The organism is Sphingomonas lycopersici, from assembly GCF_026130605.1.
Lineage (GTDB): Bacteria > Pseudomonadota > Alphaproteobacteria > Sphingomonadales > Sphingomonadaceae > Sphingomonas > Sphingomonas lycopersici.
This window is the reverse complement of the sequence record NZ_JANFAU010000010.1, coordinates 1-16,222: the sequence shown is the minus strand read 5'-3', so window position 1 is coordinate 16,222 and position 16,222 is coordinate 1. Positions and strand designations below refer to the sequence as shown.

Here is a 16,222-nt window from a genome sequence, read left to right as displayed (position 1 = left end):
AGCCCCTCTCCCCTTTCCGCCGAGCGCCTATCGTTAGGCAGCCGGCGCGGCATTCCAAAATTAAATGCCTGCATGAAGATCATTGCGATCGCAGATCGTCAGGCGGCGCGCTTCCTGTGCAAGGCGAGCGCGGCGAGCGCATAATGCACGCCACCCCATAGCAGGAAGGCGGTGGCGACGAGCAGTCCCTCGCGGGTCGCCTGCGCAAGGACATCGTGGCACGCGGCGGCGAGCTCGGCCGACGCCCCCGCCGCGGCCTTGCCCGCCGGGCACAAGGTCGCGAAGCTTTGCGTCGCGACCGGCAGCAGCGCGAATTTCGCCGCCGCGAGCCGGTCGATGATCCAGCCGATCAGCGGCGGCCCGCCCCCCGCGGCGATCAGCGTGAGGAACAGCAGCATCAGCGCGCTCGCCGTCGCGCGGCGGTGCGCGGGAAAGGCATTCTGCACCGCGCCGAATGTCGGCCCGTGCGCAAGATATTGGAACAGCCCCGGAAACAGCAGGATCGCCGAGGCGATGCGCCAATCCGGCTCGGTATAAGCGAAATAGTAAAGCGGCGCCGCGATCGCGAGCCCGATCGCCGGCACCAGCCCGCACCACGCCGCGTTGCGCCGCCCGAGCCAGTCGGTGAGGAAGCCGCCGATCACCACCCCCGCCGCCGCCGACGCGCCACTCGTCACCCCGAAGATCACCCCTACCGTCGCCAGATCGAGATCGAAGGCGCGGATGAAATAGGCCGGCGAGAATTGCAGCATGCCATAGGTCGCGACCGACGCGAGGGTCAGGCCGAAGATCATGTTGCGCACGTCCGACTGGCGCAGCAGCGATCGCGTCACCGCGGCCAGCTCGGCGAATTCCTCGCCCCAGTCGATCGGCCCCGGCGCCGCTACGGGCACATTATCGGCATCGAGCGCGCCCCGCACCGGCTCGCGGATCACCGCGCGGATCAGCAGCGCGACGACCACCCCGGGGATGCCGACCGCGATGAAGGCGATGCGCCAGCCGAAATGCTTCGCCACCCAGCCGCCGAGCGCCGCCCCGATCATCGTCCCGATCGCGCCGCCGAGCATATAGATGCCGATCGCCGAAGCGCGGCGGTTGGGCGGATAATAATCGGCGATCAGCGAAAAGGCCGGCGGCGACAGCCCCGCCTCGCCCACCCCGACCCCGATCCGCGCGAGCAGCAATTGGGTGTAATTGCCCGCGACGCCGCATGCGGCGGTGAACCCCGACCAGACGACCATCGCGATCGAGATGATCGATACGCGATGCCACCGTTCGGCGAGCCGCGCGACGGGCAACCCGAGCACCGAATAAAGGACCGCGAAGGCGAACCCGCCGAGCAGGCCGAGCTCGGCATCGCTCAGCTTCATGTCGATCTTGATCGCCTGGCCGACGATCGCGATCATCGTGCGATCGAGGATGTTGAACGCATAGGCCAGCACGAGCAGCGCGAGCACGCCATGCGCGTAAAGCCGTGACGGCGCGGCATCCCCCGCGCGCGGGATGCGGCCGGTCACCACCGCCCCCGCGCCGCGGCGCCCCTGCTCCCGGCAGGACATGCCCGTGCCAACATCCCGTGCTCTCCCGATGATATTTATTTAGAATGCTAAGCATTCATCGGAAGCAAGGCAAGCCCGTCACTCGTGTGAACTTCGTGAACTTTGGCGCTTCAAACGCCGTCATGCCGGGCTCGGCCCGGCATCCAGAGCCACAAGCACAATCGCCCGTCACTCTGGATGCCGGATCAAGTCCGGCATGACGATGTAACGGAGCGTCAGCGCCCCGCGATCATTGCGCCGACTTGCCGGCGTCGAGATGATCCCAGTTGATGATCGCGTTGAAGCCGAGGAAATAGCTCCCCTGCGTCTGCCAGCGCCAGAAGGGCCGCAGCGCATAGAGCACCATATGCCCCTTGCCCTGCGGCACATCGACCAGCAGCGCATTGTTCTGCAACGCCTCGCCGCCGCTGAGCATCCCGCTGAGCAGGATATCGTCGGCCTTGGCCGGGAAGGACATCACGACGCGCGGGTGCTGGGTCGGCTCGGCGCCGCCCGTCCGCGACACCGGCAGTGCGGAGCCGAACGGCGAATTGGGCACATCGGCATTGGCGGGCTTGGCCGCCTTCGCCTGCTCCGGCTCCCACGGCGAGATATGCGCCGGGGTCTCGTTCGGGGTCACCTTTTGCGCGATGTTGCTGCCCGGCGCATTGGGATCGAAATAGGCCATCCCGCGCCCCGCGCCGCCGACCTTGAGCACCGGCGTCTGCGAGAAATAGACCGGCATCTCGCCCCCGGCATAACCGTAAGCGAGCGGGCTGGCCTTGTCCTTGAACACCCCGCGCATCACCGCGCCCTTGGTATAGAGCTTGGGCGTCTCGGCGACGCTCACCCCGGCGGCGATGCCATATTGCGCGAGCATCTCGACGGTCGATCCGTCGCCGATCAGCGTCCCGCCCTGCTCGACGAACTTCTTCAGTTCGGCGAGCCCGTCGGCGCCCAATCCGCCGCGGATATCGTCGGCCGAATCGAGCGTGCCGAGGTTCGGGGTCAGCGCGCTTTTCTTGTACGGGATCGGCTTGGTGCCGTTCATCGCCACCCCGACCACCTGATCCTGCGCCGACGAGCCGACGTTGGGATAGACGATCACGTCATATTTGGCGCGCAGCCCGCCCGCCCGCGCCTTGATGTCGGCGAAATAGGTGTACGGAATCCCGTAATGATCGAACGCCGCGCGCCACCAGCCCTCGTCCTGGGTGCGCAGCCAGGAGTGCATGTAGCCGATCCGCGGCACGCTGAGCGGGTGGCTCGCCACCGACGGGACCGCGCCGACCGCCTCGGCCGACAGCCCGAGATCGGCGACGACCTTCTCCACCTCGGCGCGGTTCGCCGCGGGGAGGATGAAGGTGCCCGCGGCATATTTGCGCCCGCCGGCCTCGAACGGCGCCTCGGCCGCGAGCATCTTCGTCCTGGCGAGGCGGAAGCGGAACGAGACCAGTTCGTTGTCGCCGCTGTGGTTGACGAGGATCACCGGGCCGCTGCCCGACACCACGCCCTTGGGCCGCACATCGTCCGCCAGCAAGGTCAGCGGCTGGTTGAACACCCCCGGATCCTTGACCGTCTTGACCGTCAGGTTGCGCAGATACTGCATCGTCCAGCCGGTATCGTCATAGGGACGCGGGTTGGCGACGGGATAATTCTGCACGCCGAGATACATGTCGACGAGCGTGCGATACGGCTGGTCGGCGCGGATGACATAATCGCCCGCCGCGACATTGACCCCGCCGGCGGTGAACGGCGCCCCCGCGACGCTGATCTCAACGCCCTGCTGGCGCAGCCCGTTGACCATATCGACGACGTTGAGCTTGGCGGTCTGCGCGGCTGGGATCACCCAGGCGTTGATGTCGCCGGTGCGCCCGATATCGACCGCATTCTTGTTCTTGATCCAATAATTCTCGAGATAGGTCTCGCGATCGGTCGCCACCTTGTTGAGCGCGAACAGGATCGCCGATTCCTGGATATTGGTGTTGTTGCGCGGCCCCCAGTCGATCGTCGGCAGCGGCGGATTGGGGCGGAACCATTCGCGGCTCGTCACCGACGGCGGCAGCTTGAGCCCCTTCTGGATATCGGGGCCATAGCTCTGCACTTCGTAGAAGCGCCCGAAGCTGTTGTGGGTCACCGCGATCCAGAACAGGTAGTTGGGCACCCAGCCGTCGTAGAAACCGTAGGTGAACACCCCGGGCACGTTGCGCTTGGTCATCTCCATCACTTCGGTCTCGGCCAGCAGCCACCATTCGTTGCTGGCGATCGGATCGAGCGAGGGATTGTACGGCCCCGTCCCGGTCGAGACGTACAGATAGGATTGCGCCTCGTGCAGATCGTGGAGCACCGTCGGGTGCCATTCGAGCGTGCCCTTGGTCAGCGCCTGGGTGAGCTTAAGATATTGCCCCATGCCGTCGCGGTTATTGTCGTGCGCGACATATTTGCCCCAATACATCATCGGTGGGCGGGGATTGCCGGTCTTCTTGCCGTAATAATAAGTGTCGACCATCTTGTCGCGCCCGTCGACTTCGAGGACGGGGGTGATGAAGGTCACCATATTGTTGCGGATTTTCTGGATGAAGGGGGTCTCCTCCACCGCGAGGCGATAGGCCAGCTCGATCAGCATCTGCGGCCCGCCGGTTTCGGGCGAGTGGATGCCGCTGGTGATCCAGTAGAGCGGCTTGGCGGTCTTGATCAGCTTGCGCGCCTCGGCCTCGCTGGTGCGCCGCGAATCCCCGAGCGCGGCGAGCGCCGCCTTGTTCATGTCGAGATTCTTGAGCGTCTCCTCGTCGGCGATCGCGATCACGACGATATCGCGGCCTTCCTCCGATTTGCCCACCGTCCAGAATTTGACGCGCGGCGAGGTACGCGCCAGTTCCTTGTAATAGCGTGCGATATCGCCCGAATATTCGAGCTCGCCGGGCTTGCCCGGAATCCGCCCGAAGAATTTGAGCGGCGACGGCACGGTGTCCGACGCGGGCATATGATCGACCAGCTCGGTGGTGAAGCGCTTGTCGACCAGATATTCGTTGATCAGCCGGCCATATTCCTCGTCCTGCCGCTGGACGGCGGCCGGCGTATCGGCGGCGGGCGCCGCCTGTGCGGTGGCGACGGTGGGCACCGCGGCGGTGCTCGCGAGCAGGGCGAAGGTGACGATCCTCGGCGTGCGCATGTCTATGATCCTATCGGAACCTGGGGGAGGAAATCGGGTGGATGCCGCGGCTCAGCGCGGCATCTGCCCGTCACGCTTGAACACTTCGCCGCCCTTCATCACGAACCGCACGCGCTGCAGCTCGGTGATGTCGGCCAGCGGATCGCCCTTCACCGCGATGATATCGGCATAGCGCCCGGGCTGGACCGAGCCGATGTCATTGGGCGCGCCGATCAGCTCGGCGGCGTTGCGGGTGGCGGTGAAGATCGCCTCCATCGGCGGCAGCCCGGCCTTGACCAGCAGCGCGAATTCCTCCGCCTTCTCGCGGCGCGAGCTCGCCGACTGATCGGTGCCGAACGCGATCTTCACCCCGGCGCGATAGGCGCGGCCGGCGTTGCCGATCATCGTCGGGGTCACCGCCTTGGCCTTGTCCGCCACGGTCGGCGGCAACAGCTCGGGATGATTGACCGCGACCTGATAGATTTCGTCCGCGACCAGCAAGGTCGGCACGAGGAAGGTGCCGTGCTCCTTCATCAACTTATAGCTTTCGGCATCCGAATAGGTGCCGTGCTCGATCGAATCGACCCCGGCGAGGATCGCATGATCGATCGCCTTCTTGCCGTGGGCGTGCGCGCCGACCTTGAGATCAAGGCTGTGCGCGGTCTCGACCGCGGCCTTCATCTCGGCGTCGGTCATCGTCATGACATTGGGATCGTCGCCGATCGAGCCGACCCCGCCCGAGGGCATCAGCTTGATGACATTGGCGCCGCGCCGGCGGTGCAGCCGCACCTGCTCGGCGGCGGATTCGGGGCCGTTGACGATGCCGGATTCGCTGTCGGGCATGTCGAGCCCGGGGCGCAGCCCGTTGTTGCGATCCGAATGCCCGCCAGTCGCGCCGAGCGGCTGCATCGCGGTCCACAGCCGCGGGCCGACCACTTTGTTCGCGGCGATCGCGCGCTGCAGCGCCGGGCCTTCGTACAGCCCCGACCCCATGTCGCGCACCGTGGTGAAGCCCCAACCCAATTCGGTCCGGGCATTGACCACCGCGTTGATCACCGAATCGCCCTCGGTATCGAAGAAGCGCGCGAGCGGGCGGCGATCGCCGGTGCTGGAGATATGATCGTGGCTTTCGATCAGCCCGGGAAGCACGGTCGCGTCGGAAAGGTCGATCACCTCGGCCCCGGCGGGCGTCACGAACCCATTCTGCACCCCGGTGATACGATCGTCGCGGATCAGGATCGACATCTTGTCGAGCGGCTTGGCCGACACGCCGTCGATCAGATGCCCGGCATGGATCACGACATCCTTCGCCTGAGCGACACCGGCGCCGAGACCCGCGGCGATCGTCAACGCCGCGGCGGCGCAACGATAGGCAACACGCGCTTTCATGCAGTTCTCCCCCTGAATTTACGTCGGAATCTCGACCCTACGCCGGGGCCGGACACCCGCGCGGCACGCCCCCGAATTTCATTTGTTACTATGTTTTGTTATCTAATTACCTTCCCGCGTGACGATGTCAAACGGCACGACAACGCCGTGCCCGCTGCCAAGAAAAATCGGCTATTGAACGGGTTGCGCAAAAGGGAGCGCGGTATCGCACGGTTGCGCGATCGGCGACCAATAGAATACTAAGTTTCTCTCGGCCCCAAGAACGGCCGGACGATAAGGGAGAGCAGGATGGCCGCACCGGATGACATATGCCTGCGCGGCGGGGTCGCCACATTCGGCGCGCAATTGCGCCGCGGCGAACTCACATCGCGCGATCTGACGCTGGCGTTTCTCGATCGCATCGACCGCCTCGACCCCGGCCTCCGCAGCTATGCGCGGGTGATGCGCGACGACGCGCTCGCTGACGCCGAATGCGCCGACCGCGAAATCGCGGCGGGGCTCGATCGCGGCGCGCTCCACGGCATCCCGGTCGCGATCAAGGACCTGATCGACATCGCCGACGCGCCGACGCTCGCCGGCATGCCGTTCCGCGCCGACCACAAGGCCACGCGCGACGCGACGATCGTCGCCCGGCTGCGTCGCGCCGGCGCGGTGATCCTCGGCAAGCTGTCGATGACCGAGGGGGCAACGATCCTCCACCACCCGCATGTCCCCGCGCCGGTCAACCCGTGGCGCGCAGGGCATTCGTCGGGCTTTTCATCGAGCGGGTCGGGGGTCGCGGTCGCCGCACGGCTGTGCGTCGCCGCGCTGGGATCGGATACCGGCGGGTCGGTGCGCATTCCCTCGGCGTTCAACGGGGTCACCGGCGTCAAGACCACATGGGGCCGGGTGAGCCGCGACGGCGTGTGGCCGCTGGTCGAGGCGCTCGACACGATCGGCCCGATGGCGCGCAGCGCAGCGGATGCCGCGGCGATGCTCGGCGCGATCGCGGGTGCCGATCCGCACGACCCCACCGCGGCACCCGCGCCGGTGCCCGATTATCGGCGCGCGCTGGACGAGGGTATCGACGGGCTGACGATCGGCGTCGACTGGGATCGCATCGAGCGCGAATGCGATCCTCCGGTGATCACGGCCCTGCGCCACACCGCAGACATGCTCGTCGCGGCGGGCGCTCGGCTCCGCGCGGTTACGCTGCCGGCAACCCATACCGCGGCGTTCGGCGCGATCCTCACCGCGGGGGTCGCCGATGCGCATCGCGAAACCTTCCCCACGCATGCCGCCTCTTACGGCCCAGGGCTGGCGGCGATGCTCGCCTCGGCGACCGAACTCGAAGCGCGCGATGTCGCGGCGGCGATGAATGCGGCGGATCGCTATACCGGGCAGATCAACGCGCTGTTCGAGGGTATCGATCTGCTGCTGGTGCCGGCCTTGCCCTATCCCGCGCCGCCCGCTGCCGTGCTCGAAGCGACGTTGCTCGCCGGGGGCGAGGCGTTCGAGCGGTTCTTCCTCTATACCTTGCCGTTCAACATCTCACGCCACCCGACGATCACCTTTCCCGCCGGGTTCAGCGACGACGGCCTGCCGTGCGCGGCGCAACTGGTCGGCGCGCATTTCAGCGAATCGACGCTGCTGCGCGCCGCGCATCGATTCCAGTCGATGACCGACTGGCATACGCGGCATCCAGCGATCGGTTAACTGCTCCTCCCCTCCCTTGAACAAGGGAGGGTCGGGGGTGGGTTGGCCCGCGAGGCAGCGTCGCGCGCGCGCCATACCCCCCACCCCCAGCCCCTCCCTTCACCAGGGAGGGGAGCAGGGTATCAGGACGCCAGAGCGATCGCCTTTTCCTCGTCGGACAGATTGAGCAGCCGCCAGTCCTCGCCCTTGGGGAGCATCCCCTCGAACGACATCAGCCCGCCCGCCGGCACGCGCGGTTCGACGGTGCCGATCGCGGGTTCGCCGCGCGCCACCGCCTGCGCCGCGCGATACATCTGGGTGCGGAAGGTGAAGATCGCCTTGTCGCTCGATCCCAGCCGATCCTCGCTGCGATCGGCGATCGGCCCCATCGATTCCCACATCGCCATATCCTGCGTCGGAATGCCGTAGATGCCGGTGAAATCCCCCGCCTTCATCGCGGCGCGATCCTGGAGATAATCATTGTCGGCGTTGCGGCGCTTGCGGAAGGTCAACGGCTCGACATCCTTGCCGATCTCCGCCCCGCAGAAGCGCCGCCACGCATCCTGCGCGATGCCTTTCTCCGGGTGCCAGGCGATCCAGTAGAACATCGTGTTCACGTCATCGATCGGCACCAGCATCTGGCTGAGATGATATTGGTCGGTCGACGGGATGTGGACGGTGAACGGCGCGACGAACAACGTCATCCGCACATAATCCTGCTTGTCCGCATCGACGATCGGGGTGCGGATCGCGACATAGCGGAAGCCGAACGGGGTCTTCTGCACCTCGAGCCGCGGCGCTTTGTCGGCCGAGGGGCGCAGCCACGCGCTGTCGGTCGCGGTCGAGCCCGCCACGCTCGCGGTCGGCATGTTGGTCGAATGCAGGCTCGAACTATGCGCCGAATCGATCGATCCTTCGAGCACCTGCGCCCAGTTGCACGCGGCATGCATCTTGACGATGCTGATCTTGTCGGCCGGCGCCTTGGCCCAATTGGGCGGATCGAACGGGGTGACTGCCCCTGGATCGCCCATCCACACCCACACGAACCCGCCCGCCTCGTGGACCGGATAGGCCCTGGCCTTCATCGTCTGGCGCAAGGCGGCGTCGATCGGCTCGGACGACATGTCGACCGCATTGCCCTCCACGTCGAACTTCCAGCCGTGATAGAGGCAGCGCAGCCCGCATTCCTCGTTGCGCCCGAAAGCGAGCGAGGCGCGGCGGTGCGGGCATTGCTCTTCGAGCGCGCCGACCCTCCCGTCGCTGTCTCGGAACACCACGATATTCTCGCCGAGCAGCCGCACCCGCAGCGGCGTGCAATCGGGCGCGGCGACCTCCTCGATCATACACGCCGGCAGCCAGTGCTGGCGCATCAGCCGGCCCATCGGCGCCGCGCCCTCGACTCGGCACAACAGGTCGTTCTGTTCCGGCGTCATCCTCTCGTTCCCCTTCGAATCCCGCGGAAATCCGCGCTCCATTGAAAATACTTTTATATCGAAGTATTATTTGGTTCAAGGCGGGGAGAGGGCGCGATGGACAGGATCAGGCTGGGGGTGGTCGGGCTGGGGCGCGGCTTCATGCTCACCTTGCCCGCGCTGACGGGCGACGAGCGGATCTTGCTGGCGGGGGCATTCGATCCGCGTGCCGAGGCGCGCGAACGTTTCGCGCAGGAGTTCGACGCCCCCGCCTTTCCGACCCTGGCGGCGATGCTCGGCGCGCCGGATATCGATGCGCTCTATATCGCCTCGCCGCACGAACATCATGCCGCGCAGGCGATCGCCGCGATCAAGGCGGGCAAGCATGTGCTGGTCGAAAAGCCGATGGCGGTCACCGTCGCCGATTGCGCGGCGATGGCGGAGGCGGCGCGCCGCTTCGATCGCGTGCTGGTGGTCGGGCCGAGCCACGGGTTCGATGCGCCGGTGTGCGCCGCCGCCGCTCTGATCGCCTCGGGCGATCATGGCGCGCTGCGCCAGATCCTGACCTTCAACTTCACCGATTTCGTCTATCGCCCGCGCCGCCCGGAGGAGCTCGATGCGGCGCGCGGCGGCGGGGTGATATTCAGCCAGGGCGCGCATCAGATCGATGTCGTGCGGCGGCTCGCGGGGCAACCGATCCGCACGGTCCGCGCGGTCGCCGGCAATTGGGACGAAACGCGCCCGAGCGACGGCGCCTATACCGCGCTGCTGGCGTTCGAGCACGGCGCGGCGGCGTCGCTGACCTATAGCGGCTATGCGCATTACGACAGCGACGAACTGACCGGCTGGATCGGCGAACTCGGGCGCATCAAGGCACCAACGGCACATGCCGACGCGCGGCGCACGCTGGCGCGGGACGAAGCGACGGCGAAGCTCGCACGCACCTATGGCAATGGCGCGCCGCCGCCGCCCGCGCCGCACCACGAGCATTTCGGGTTCGTGCTGGCGAGCTGCGAGCGCGCCGACATCCGGCTGACCCCGACCGGCCTCGCGCTCTACGCCGATCATGCGCACGAATGGCACCCGCTCGATCCCCCCGCGGTGCCGCGCCGCGCCGTGATCGACGAATTCGTCGCCGCGATCCACCGCACGAGCGCGCCGATCCACGACGGGCGCTGGGGGCTCGAAACGATGGCCGCCTGCGCCGCGTTGATCGAATCGAGCCGCCGCGGGACCGATATCTTCCCCGCCACGATCATCCACGACGCGCTGGAGCAGATTGCCCTATGAGCCGCCTTCCCCTTTCCTTTGCCTGCTGGAATTACGACCGTACCGAGGCGCTGCAGACCGGACGGGTGCGCCCCGACGGGATCGACCTCAATTTCCAGGCGCTCGACGTGGAGGAAACCTTCTTCCGCATGCTGCGCCACCGCGAGTTCGACGTCGCCGAGCTCTCGCTCTCTTCCTATTGCGTGACATTGGGGCGCGACGACCCGCCGTTCGTCGCGATCCCGGTATTCCCGTCGCGCTTCTTCCGCCATTCGTGCATCTTCGTGTCGAAGGCGAGCGGGATCGAGACGCCGAGCGACCTCGTCGGCAAGCGCGTCGGGGTGCCCGAATATCAGATGACCGCGCCGGTGTGGATCCGCGGCATCCTCAGCGACGAATATGGCATCGACCCCGCTTCGGTCACCTATGTCACCGGCGGCGAGGAGGAGCCAGGGCGCGAGGAAAAATTGAAGCTCGATCTGCCGCCGCGGTTCAGGGTCGAGGCGATCGGCCCGACCCAGACGCTCGCGCGGATGCTGGCGGACGGCGAGATCGACGCGCTCCACACCGCGCGCGCGCCGTCAACCTTCTACAGCGAGCCCGACAAGGTCGCGCGGCTGTTCCCCGATTTCGTGCCGATCGAGAAAGCCTATTATGCGCACACCGGGATTTTCCCGATCATGCACGTCGTCGCGATCCGCCGCGAAATCTACGAGCGGCACCGCTGGATCGCGCGGTCACTCTATACCGCCTTCGTCGCGGCGCAGCGGCTGAGCTACGACCAGTTGCGCGTCTCCGCCTCGCTGAAGACGATGCTGCCGTGGCAGATCGCCGCGGTGGAAGACACGATCGCGACGATGGGCGCGGACTGGTGGCCGTATGGCATCGAGCGCAACCGGCAGGTGATCGAGACCTTCACGCGCTACCACCACGAACAGGGCCTGTCGCCGCGGCGGCTGACGATCGAGGAGATGTTCGCGCCGGAGACGTTCGCGGAGTTCAGGATTTGACGGTGTCGTTAACCCCGTTCGGGCTGAGCCTGTCGGAGCCCTGCGCTTTCTTCCGAAGAAGGGCAGCCCTTCGACAAGCTTAGGGCGAACGGGTGACCTAAAGCCTCGCCCTATTCCGGCAGATCATCCGCCAGATTGCGCGTCACCTGCGCAAGCAGTTCGCGCAGCAGCGCCACCCGCTCGGGCGACATATCGCGCACCGCCAGTTCGTTGACCGCGGCGACATGCGGCAGGAGCTGCGGCTCCAGCGCGCGCGCCTTTTGCGTCAGGTGGATATGGACGCGCCGGCGATCGGTGCGGCTTTGTTCGCGGCGCACCAGCCCCTTCTTTTCCATCCCGTTGATCGCCGCCACCGCCGCCGGCTCGTTGAGCCCGGCGCGGCGGCTGAGCTCGCGCTGGGTCACCCCGTCCTCCGCCCAGAGCGCGCGGAGGAAGCGCCACTGCCCCGCGGTCACGCCATAGGGCAGCGTCCGCCGCTCGAGCGAGCGGGTGAAGGCGCGGAACGCCATTCGCGTGAGATAGCCGATGCTGTTCGACGTCTCGGCGTAGAAAGCGACCGGATGCATGTTCGTGCCCAAGGGAACCTCCCGCCCGTTGCGCGCCGGGCGCTGGCCAATCGACAGCAAGTATCTTAGCAGCCTAAGGACAAGATTATAGGCCAAGAGAGGATGACAGCATGAAAATCGGCATGATCGCGGCGTTCACCGCGCTTCCCGGCAAGGCCGAGGCATTGCTGCAGGCGCTGCGCGACAATGTCGCCTTCGTGCGCGAGCGCGAGCCCGATCTGCGCTGTGACATCTTCGTCGCCGAGGATGACGCGCACAAGATCTCGCTGGTCGAAGTCTATGCCTCGCAGGCGGCATATGATCTCCACCGCAACGCGCCTTATGGCGCTGACCTGCTCGCGCGCGTCCAGCCACATATGGACGGCTGGCCGAGCGGCGCGCGCTTCCGCGTCGACGACTAATCAGCAGCTTGCCTCCGCCCCCGAAAAGACGATACTAGTTAGCAAACTAATAAAACCGCAAAGACGGAGGGGAAGGATGATGAACGCAGCCACATTGCGGCGATGGGCGATCGTGTCGAACGCGCTGGTGCCACTCACCGCGCAGGCGCAGGAGGCGCCCCCCGCCGCCCCGGCGGAGGCGCAGGCGGCGGGCGACATCATCGTCACCGCGCAGCGCCGCGAGCAGCGGCTACAGGACGTGCCGGTCGCCGTCACCGCGTTCGGCGCCGATCAGCTCAAGAGCAACAATATCGAATCCGTCCAGGATATCGCCACCCGCACCCCCGGGCTCAGCATCGGCCAGGTCGATCCGATCAACCAGAATTTCTCGATGCGCGGGATCGGCAGCGCCTCCGGGATCAGCCAGAATGCTGGCGGCGACGCCTCGGTGGTGGTGTTCGTCGACGGGGTCTACGCCGGGCGCGGCGGGATTCCCGATCTCGATTCGCTCGATCTCGAACGCGTCGAGGTGCTGCGCGGGCCGCAGGGCACGTTGTTCGGCAAGAATGCGATCGGCGGGCTGGTCCAGTTCGTCAGCCGGCGGCCCTCGGCCGACCCTTCCTTCCACATCGAGGGCGGCTACGGCAATTACAACCGCTACAGCATCCTGGCCTATGGCAATATGCCGATCACCGACACGACCTTCCTATCGGTCGGCTTCTCGCACAAGCAGCGCGACGGCTTCGAATATAACGAGACCACCGGCAATCGCGTCAACAACGAGAATCTGACCACCGGGCGCGTCGCGCTGCGCTTCGTCCCCACCGACGCGCTCGATATCGTGCTGCGCGCCGACTGGGCCGATCAGAACCAGCTCGGCAATCCGCGCCACAACAATTGCAACACCGCCTTTGCCGGCGGGGTGCATTGCGCCGGGATCAACCCCGATCCGCGCACCGTCAACGCTTATACCGACGGCTATATCAAGCGCTTCATCCAAACCTATAGCGCGGAGATCAATTACGATACGCCGCTCGGCAAACTCACCTCGGTCACCGCGGTGCGCAAGGTTGATTTCCGTTTCCTGACCCCGTTCTTCAGCAACCCGGTCAACCCGCCCAACCAGATCGAATCGACCGATTTCGGGCATGAGTGGGATAATCAGCTGAGCCAGGAACTGCGGCTGGCGTTCAACGCCTTCGGCAACAAGCTCCACGGCCAGACCGGCATCTATTATCTGCGTGAGCACAATAACCGAATCGAGGGGCAGATCCAGGATTTCGCCACCCCGGCGATCAGCGGCACCGCGATCTATCCGCAATATGCCCGCGCGCGCAGCTTCGCTTTGTTCGGGCAGGTCGATTATGACATCCTCCCGACCCTCACCGCCACCGTCGGCGCGCGGATGACGTGGGAGCATAAGGAAGGCGAGTTCGCCGGCTATAAGGTCAGCGGCCCCGGCTTGCCGCCGCCGCTGGGTTCGCTCGCCGGCTATGACGTCCACGGCGCCAAGAGCTGGAAGGCGTTCACCCCGCGCTTCGCGCTCAACTGGAAGGTGACACCGGACGTGATGCTCTACGGCTCGGTCGCGCGCGGCTATAAGAGCGGCGGATTCCAGGGGCTGTCGGGCACCGCCGCGGGCGCCGCCACGCCGTACGATCCCGAATTCGCCTGGGGCTATGAGGCCGGCGCCAAGACGCAATGGTTCGATCGCAAGCTGACCTTCAACCTCGCGCTGTTCCGCACCGATTATAAGGATCTGCAGGTCTCGCAGCTCATCCCCTTGTGCTGCGTGGTGGTGAGCAACGCCGCCAAGGCGCGGCTGCAGGGCGTGGAGGTGGAGGCGGTCGCCCGGCCGTTCGCCGGGTTCCAGCTCGACGGCAGCTATTCCTATCTCGACGCCAAGTTCACCGCTTATTCGATCCCCGGGCAGAATTACACCGGCAACCAGCTACCGCGCTCGCCGAGGAACAAGTTCAACGTCGGCGCGCAATATGAGCTGCCGCTCGGCGACTGGTCGGCCAAGGCACGGGTCGATTATGCCTGGGTCGGCGACGCCTATTTCGAGGCGTCGAACATCCCGCAACAATTGTGGCCGGCGCATGAGAATCTCGACGCGCGGGTGTCGCTGCGCGCACCCGGCAAGGCGTGGGAGCTCTCGGTGTGGGGCAAGAATCTCACCGACGCGCTGGTGCCGACCTATGTCACTTACTTCGGGCCGTATCAGCAGACGTTGGTGCCCTATGCCCCGCCGCGCACCTATGGCGTGACGCTGGCGTTCGATATGTGAATTGCTCCCCTCCCGGGAAGGGAGGGGAGATCAATTCAAAACCGCGGCAACGGCATATCGCCCGCAACGCCGCAGGCGACCGCCGCCGCGCCGACGCTGAGCGGGATATTCGCATCGCCCAGCGCGGCGGAGATGCGCAGCAGATCGCCGAAGGTCATCGGCCCGCGGCGATAGCCGTCGCGGTGCTGCACCGCCGCGCGCGACAGCCGGTCGAGCTGACGATCGCTGAGATGGCCGTGGAGGAAATCGCTGGCGCAATCGGCGCGGCGCTGATCGAGCCCGTAATCCTGCAAGGTCAGCGAAATCCGCTCGCGCGAGGCGGCGCAACCGGCCAGCGCCAGCGACAATCCGGCGGCGGCGATCGACGCGCGGGCAATAACGGACGAACGCTTCGTCATTGTTGGTCTCCTGTCGCTCCCGGCAAGATCACGATTCAGCGGCAATTCTCGCGCTCGATCGCGCGGCCGGCAAGTGCGCCCGCGCCGGCGCCGATGATCAGCCCGGTCGTGCTCGGCTCGTTCCAGCGCCCGCCGCGCCCGATCTCGCGCCCGAGCAGGCCGCCGGCGACGCCGCCGATGATCGCCCCGGTCGTCCCGCCGCAGCGACGACGCGAATATTCACGGTGGCGATAGCCGTAGCGGCGATAGCGGACGTCCTCGAACCGGGCACCGTTGCGCTGATAGCCATAAGGGTCGGCGGCGCGCTCGAAACCGTCGCCGCGATCGACGAACAGACCGGCCGAGCGATAGCCGCCGTCCTGCGCCAGCGCAGGGGTCGCCGCCACGCCGGTCATCACGGTGATCGCCGCGAGAATGGGGGTCAATTTCTTACGCAACATTACTACCTCCCTCGGATTTGGCGTGGGAGGTGCCATCGGAAAAGTGAGCCGCGGCTGAACGATTGCGCCATCCACACGACAGGCACGGCCGCCAGATATACGGGTTCGGCGCACCCCTCCACCGTTCGGGCTGAGCTTGTCGAAGCCCTGCACTTTTCTTCTGCAGAAAGACAGGACAGCCCTTCGACAAGCTCAGGGCGAACGGAGCGAGGGCGCGCCGCCGCCGGTGCTATTTACCCCAGCGATCCGCGCGCGCCTTGGTCTCCGCGGCGCGATCGAGCGGGTCGCCGGCGATGATCGACTGGATGAACGCCATCTGCGCCGCATCGCCCCCCGCCTGACGGTAATCGCCGCCTTGCGTCGCGGCAGGCACGGCGTAACGCAGCCGCCAGCCGCCATCCGCGCGACACGCGACGCTCGCCATCCCCGAAGCGGTGAAGCCGCGGCACAGGCTGCCGTCGCGGTCGCGGAAGGTCATCGCCACGCGCACCGCGCCCGCGTCGCCCGACAATTGCCGGTCGAGCGCGGCGACGGTCGGCGCGGGCAGCGCGAGCGCGTCGCGCGCACCGCCGGCACCACCACCCCCGACATAGCCGTGCCCGACGAGCACCCCGACGAGCAGGCTCGCCGCGATCGCGCCGGGCGCCATCCAGCGGCGCGGCGCGGGGCGCGGGGCCGCCGCCGCCTTCGCCGCGCGCGCCTTCC

At 66.7% G+C, this 16,222-nt stretch carries 13 protein-coding genes; 5 read left to right on the top strand and 8 right to left on the bottom strand.

The window, feature by feature from the left end; all coding sequences use genetic code 11:
- Positions 1-98 precede the first annotated feature (98 nt).
- From NED98_RS17195 to NED98_RS17185, 3 genes are all read right to left on the bottom strand, one after another.
- Positions 99-1,559: a spinster family MFS transporter gene (locus NED98_RS17195; RefSeq protein WP_265313835.1), complete on the bottom strand. Its 1,461-nt coding sequence runs from the start codon at positions 1,557-1,559 to the stop codon at positions 99-101.
- A 229-nt stretch (positions 1,560-1,788) separates the two neighbouring features.
- Entirely contained in the window at positions 1,789-4,710 is a 2,922-nt protein-coding gene (locus NED98_RS17190; protein WP_265313834.1) for a M14 family zinc carboxypeptidase, read from the bottom strand.
- A gap of 51 nt (positions 4,711-4,761) precedes the next feature.
- Positions 4,762-6,078 carry a metal-dependent hydrolase family protein gene (locus NED98_RS17185; RefSeq protein WP_265313833.1) on the bottom strand — a complete coding sequence of 439 codons (1,317 nt, stop codon included), beginning with the start codon at positions 6,076-6,078 and terminating at the stop codon, positions 4,762-4,764.
- Between the two features lie 288 nt (positions 6,079-6,366).
- Here NED98_RS17185 and NED98_RS17180 point away from each other — a divergent pair, with 288 nt between their 5' ends.
- On the top strand, positions 6,367-7,773 hold the full coding sequence (locus tag NED98_RS17180; protein WP_265313832.1) for an amidase: 1,407 nt from the start codon (positions 6,367-6,369) through the stop codon (positions 7,771-7,773).
- A gap of 122 nt (positions 7,774-7,895) precedes the next feature.
- On the opposite strand, the gene NED98_RS17175 is transcribed toward NED98_RS17180, so the two are convergent.
- The gene (locus NED98_RS17175; protein WP_265313831.1) at positions 7,896-9,185 is read right to left on the bottom strand and encodes a Rieske 2Fe-2S domain-containing protein; all 1,290 of its coding nucleotides are present in this window, start codon (positions 9,183-9,185) and stop codon (positions 7,896-7,898) included.
- Positions 9,186-9,281: 96 nt separating this feature from the next.
- Between NED98_RS17175 and NED98_RS17170 the strand changes: the two genes are divergently transcribed.
- Both NED98_RS17170 and NED98_RS17165 read left to right on the top strand, forming a co-directional pair.
- Positions 9,282-10,454, top strand: coding sequence for a Gfo/Idh/MocA family protein (locus NED98_RS17170; RefSeq protein WP_265313830.1), 1,173 nt, complete (start codon positions 9,282-9,284; stop codon positions 10,452-10,454).
- Positions 10,451-11,443 carry an ABC transporter substrate-binding protein gene (locus NED98_RS17165; protein ID WP_265313829.1) on the top strand — a complete coding sequence of 331 codons (993 nt, stop codon included), beginning with the start codon at positions 10,451-10,453 and terminating at the stop codon, positions 11,441-11,443. The genes NED98_RS17170 and NED98_RS17165 overlap by 4 nt, the downstream gene beginning before the upstream one ends.
- A 110-nt stretch (positions 11,444-11,553) precedes the next feature.
- Here the strand turns inward: NED98_RS17165 and NED98_RS17160 are convergent, their stop codons facing one another.
- A complete protein-coding gene (locus tag NED98_RS17160) occupies positions 11,554-12,021 on the bottom strand; it encodes a MarR family winged helix-turn-helix transcriptional regulator (protein ID WP_265272003.1) in 468 nt (155 codons plus the stop codon).
- 98 nt (positions 12,022-12,119) lie between these two features.
- On the opposite strand from NED98_RS17160, the gene NED98_RS17155 reads away from it, so the two are divergent.
- Together NED98_RS17155 and NED98_RS17150 are read left to right on the top strand one after the other, a co-directional pair.
- Positions 12,120-12,410 (top strand): putative quinol monooxygenase, encoded by a 291-nt coding sequence (locus tag NED98_RS17155; RefSeq protein ID WP_179513318.1) that lies wholly within the window; start codon positions 12,120-12,122, stop codon positions 12,408-12,410.
- 76 nt (positions 12,411-12,486) lie between these two features.
- A complete protein-coding gene (locus NED98_RS17150; RefSeq protein WP_265313827.1) occupies positions 12,487-14,679 on the top strand; it encodes a TonB-dependent receptor in 2,193 nt (730 codons plus the stop codon).
- Between the two features lie 35 nt (positions 14,680-14,714).
- Here NED98_RS17150 and NED98_RS17145 read toward each other — a convergent pair whose 3' ends face one another.
- The 3 genes from NED98_RS17145 to NED98_RS17135 form a co-directional block, all read right to left on the bottom strand.
- Positions 14,715-15,077, bottom strand: coding sequence for a hypothetical protein (locus NED98_RS17145; protein ID WP_179513316.1), 363 nt, complete (start codon positions 15,075-15,077; stop codon positions 14,715-14,717).
- A gap of 35 nt (positions 15,078-15,112) precedes the next feature.
- Positions 15,113-15,517 (bottom strand): glycine zipper 2TM domain-containing protein, encoded by a 405-nt coding sequence (locus NED98_RS17140; RefSeq protein ID WP_265271997.1) that lies wholly within the window; start codon positions 15,515-15,517, stop codon positions 15,113-15,115.
- Positions 15,518-15,746: 229 nt separating this feature from the next.
- A partial coding sequence (locus tag NED98_RS17135) for a hypothetical protein (protein WP_265313826.1) occupies positions 15,747-16,222 on the bottom strand: 476 nt, incomplete at its 5' end.